Origin of the sequence: Phaeobacter sp. B1627 (genome assembly GCF_006265095.1) — a bacterium.
GTDB lineage: Bacteria > Pseudomonadota > Alphaproteobacteria > Rhodobacterales > Rhodobacteraceae > Epibacterium.
Window position 1 is genome coordinate 1 of the sequence record NZ_VCNK01000080.1, and the last position, 3972, is coordinate 3972.

The 3972-nt window shown below is 50.5% G+C and carries 4 protein-coding genes; 3 read left to right on the forward strand and 1 reads right to left on the reverse strand.

Annotation, left to right across the window (positions count from 1 at the left end; translation table 11 throughout):
• Positions 1-377: 377 nt before the first annotated feature.
• A complete protein-coding gene (locus FGE21_RS19635) occupies positions 378-1373 on the reverse strand; it encodes a hypothetical protein (RefSeq protein WP_139665089.1) in 996 nt (331 codons plus the stop codon).
• A 284-nt stretch (positions 1374-1657) separates the two neighbouring features.
• Here FGE21_RS19635 and FGE21_RS19640 point away from each other — a divergent pair, with 284 nt between their 5' ends.
• The 3 genes from FGE21_RS19640 to FGE21_RS20220 all read left to right on the forward strand — a co-directional run.
• Positions 1658-2383 (forward strand): hypothetical protein, encoded by a 726-nt coding sequence (locus tag FGE21_RS19640; protein ID WP_139665090.1) that lies wholly within the window; start codon positions 1658-1660, stop codon positions 2381-2383.
• Between the two features lie 327 nt (positions 2384-2710).
• Positions 2711-3307, forward strand: a complete 597-nt coding sequence (locus tag FGE21_RS19645; RefSeq protein WP_139665091.1) for a hypothetical protein — start codon at positions 2711-2713, stop codon at positions 3305-3307.
• Positions 3308-3629: 322 nt separating this feature from the next.
• Positions 3630-3972, forward strand: a 343-nt coding sequence (locus FGE21_RS20220; RefSeq protein ID WP_218062805.1) for a hypothetical protein, incomplete at its 3' end; no start/stop codon positions are given.

Here is a 3972-nt window from a genome sequence, read left to right on the forward strand (position 1 = left end):
TAAAAATGGGGGGATTACCGCCCAGCAAGACGAGTTCCTCAGAACAACCCGTGCTGACGACTACCCCTTCGAGAAGATGGAGAAAGTGTTGGATGTGATCGTCGAGGCCTGCACTTCCCTCCCTTAACGGCGGCACGAATGACTGCCATTGGGGCTGAAGCTGCCTTGCGGCGGTGCAGCACCACACTTGCAACGATACCGCACCTGGTCTCCGCCGTCAGATGACGCCAGCCAGCCCAAAGCTGCCCAACAGCCATTGGCACGATCCTGCGATAGCTGACCTTGGCCACGTGGGTCGCAAACTGGTAAGATGCGGACTAACTTGTCGTTCGGTTGTGCGGCACCAATGTCCGCCCTAGAGATTATCTTAAATCGAGCTAGGACAAAAAACCCTCAAGTAATTTGGAAATTGACCCAAAAATCGACGCTGCTCGTTTTGCGTTGCGATCAGTTGCTTCAAGCCCGCTTTCAAGCCGCTCGATCGTATTCTTGGTCTGCTTGACTGCATTTGTTGCAACTGGTTCGCTCTGCTCACTAGACGCAGCTTGCAGCGATTTTTGGAGTTCTAGCAACTCTTCTTTGTGATCTTGAAACATCGTGGAAAGCTCTTCAACTTGCGAGCCGATTTCATCAAGTGCATCTGAGGAAATGAACGCTGAAGATCTTTCGGCACGCTTGGAGCAAAAACACACTGCCTTTAAACAAACTGGGCAGCCACGCTGATAATAGACAATAAAGCTTTCGTTCAGGCTCTTGTCAGGGAATACGATGCTCCATGCTGACAACACCCAAGCAAGAGTATCTGCGACCTCTTCGCCTAGCAACGATTTCGGTAACTTATCTTCCATGACGCCGCAAAGTGCTTCATGCACTTCTGAAGTCTCCTCTTGGATCTTCACGAGGTGCCTCCATGGGCCGCCATAAGTCCAAATAACTTTGTTGTTTGGATACACCTTGGAAAGGATCGATATTGCCGCATCGAAATCCAAAATGGTGCCTGCGTTTCGAAGAACCATTGCCTTCGCTTCAAGTTCTTCCTGTATTTTGTAGGCCGGAACATATGCTACCGGAGCTTTATTGGTCTCTAAGCACTGGCAAGGCGAAGCTATGCAGTAAGGACAAACGCTTGGAAACCGCTGAAGAAGACTGTCTTCAAGGCTAATTTCAGACTTGGAGCAGATTGCAAAAATCCACGAGATTGCTCTAATGAAGTCTTTCTCACGAACATTGCCTTGCCAAATGCTTTTGCACAAGTAGCCAGTGTATCTTGAAAGGTATCCGAATAGGTAATCCTCTGAATGATCAGCATTCGGAAATAACTCAACAAGGAATGCCTGTGAGTCGGATATCGATCCAATTTTTTTCGCGTCCACAATCTGATCCCCATAAACTTTTCAAGTCAGCAAAATCTAAAGTAGAAGCAAACGATTTGCATCATTAAAATCCCCGGTTGAAGGTCAGTACCTCGCTAGCCGACATTCGCGGCAACGCAGAAAGTCGTCAAAAAGGGCTCGGAGCCGTTGTTGGCTACATCTTTGCCCAATGGCGGGTTTCGCGCAACGGCCAAACTTTGCAAACTCAGCTTACTGCGCTTCGCTGACGTCTGCAATGATCTCAGCATCGCCCTGGTCAGCTGAGCGGACCCGAAGGTCCGCTCTTGGGAAACCTCTCGCTCTTGCGGCAGAGCCTGCGCTGCGCCCTGCACGAATGTCGTGGTTGGGCTGACAGCCGTCATCCAGCAGCAGGGCTTGCATGCGATTTTGCTACAACCCTGCTGCTGCAATGCCGTAAGACAGCTGTGAGCCCAAAGTACGTTATGCTGGGCTTGCGGCGAACGTCTAAATCTACGTTTATTGCCACTGCTGTCGATTTTATAGAGGGATTTAAGGTGATAAAATTCTATGTTCCGCTTATCGAGATCATTGTGGCCTTCGGAATGCTGTATTTGTTGCCCGAGGGACTGTTTCGAGTATGCCAACGTTTTTGGGGGAGTCCTCGGAGCAGCGTATGGAACTTTTTAAAGGAGAACGTGCGAGGTTATTTTTTTGGAACCACTATTGCTCTGACCTGCTTTTTCGCAGTCGGCATTTCGCCGGAAGATTTCTTCGCAAATACAGTTCGCTCCACCGCAAACTTCATCAGGGAATCCTTCGGCATGGACTCAGTTTCCGTTTGCGTGAGGAGAGCCAAGGAACAGTTTCGATATGATCCCGACACTTTTGCCGAGGAAGTCTCGTCTTTCAATTTACTGTCGATAATAACGCTCTCTCCCCGGCAGTCTCTCCTTGCTGAAGGTCATAAAATCCTACTATTTCAGTCACCTTCTTCGCGCCAAGATCTGATGGAAAGAGCTTTTCGATCTTACTGTCAAAGCAGCCGTTGAGCTCCAGAAAGTGGGCGGCAGTAAAGTCCGCTCTCCCGACCTTGACCTCCTGCCTCAGTACCGGCCTGGTGTGCCGGTGCGGAGAACGGCGGCTCTGAGCCCAGAGTTACGGATGCTGCGGTTGGTACGGGTGTCTGCTTTCGAGATAAGAACCGATAAACTTCAAGAACCACGTCGGTTTTCAACGAGGTTTCACAGCGCCAATCAGCCTAGTTTTTGCATGTCCCAAAAAGTCAGGGCTTCTTGAACAGAGGAAACGGTTGTCGGATCAAGTGGGCGGTTCTACGCTGTCTTCACTATCAATTTTTCTTGGCTGGAGCCAAACGCATGTCAGCTACAGTTGGCCGTCAAACGCTAGATCGGCTCGTTCTGTGGCTTGTAGGGCTTATTCTATTATACTCGGCGATCATTTTTTCCGCTGCATATTTCTCAGGTGCGGATATGGGTGCGTGGGTTTGGGACCGTCATCAAAACCAATTTTCGTGGTATTCGCGCCCGCTTTTTATGATCCCAGCGGCTTACTATGCTTACCGTCGAAAGGTGTGGCATGTAGCTGGATTTATGGCCCTTTTGGCTACCAGCCTATTTTGGTTTGATGCACCAGCCACAGTTCCGCCTTCTGTCAGTGAGTATCTGGAGTGGGAAAAGCAGTTATTCTTTACGAACACCAGCAAGCTGCCCCTAGTCACATTTATTTTTGGTGTTTTTGTTTTTCTAGGACTTTTTTTCTATGCGTTCTGGCAGCGAAACCCTTGGTATGGTCTGGCTCTTATCAACGTTGGTACAGTCCTGAAAATTATTGTTAGCGTTGTCTTTGGGCAGGATGCTGGCATGGCCGCAATTGTACCGTCACTTAGTAGTTTGCTTGTGATCAATTTGTTTTCTTGGTTATTATGGCGACGCTCCCGTAGCGACAGAAGTTAATAAGGTTGCCCTTTAATATCGACTTTCGCTGCATCGTCGCCACCTTCCCGAAAACCACCGCTTGTTTGAAGGTTCCTTGAACCGAACATTGGTACGCTTAGAACGAACGTCGGCTTCGTCCGCGGTCTGTGAATTCGGCATGCTGCGAATTTTGCGATCGCAGCGAAGGTCCGGTCTGGTGAAGCTGCATTGCAGCGCTTGACGGTCTATGCGATGTCCGTTTTGGGCCGGTCCGGCCAGAAATCGTGTCCGATCTCCCCGACTTTGCAAAGGGCTTTTTCTGCGCATTGCTGCCGTTGATGCATTGTGCAGCTTCGACGCAATGATCAAAGGGGCGGTGAATGGCCGCTTGTTCCTCTCTGACATGAAGCTCTCGCAACTGCGGCTAATGTCTGCAAACCTGAAGGTTTTTCGATGCGGGCCGTGGTGCAGCATTTCCTTCTCGCGCTGCGTGCGGCCCGCGTTGACAAACCTCGGAAGGAGGAAGCCGCGGGGGTTGGTTGCGACCTATGGGGAAAGAGCGCTGGCTGTTGGGGCTAACATTGCCGCGGGCGCGGCGTCGACCGTTTTTGATGCGCTTGCAGCAGTCATTTTTCGCCACCTTTGCCGCGAATGTTCCGGAGATTGGACGCTGAGAACGCAAAGCGGCGCTGCGTCCGAACTTG

Coding starts and splice junctions, on each gene's coding strand:
- FGE21_RS19645 (WP_139665091.1), top strand. CDS start 2,711: ATGTCAGCTACAGTTGGCCGTCAAACGCTAGATCGGCTCGTTCTGTGG.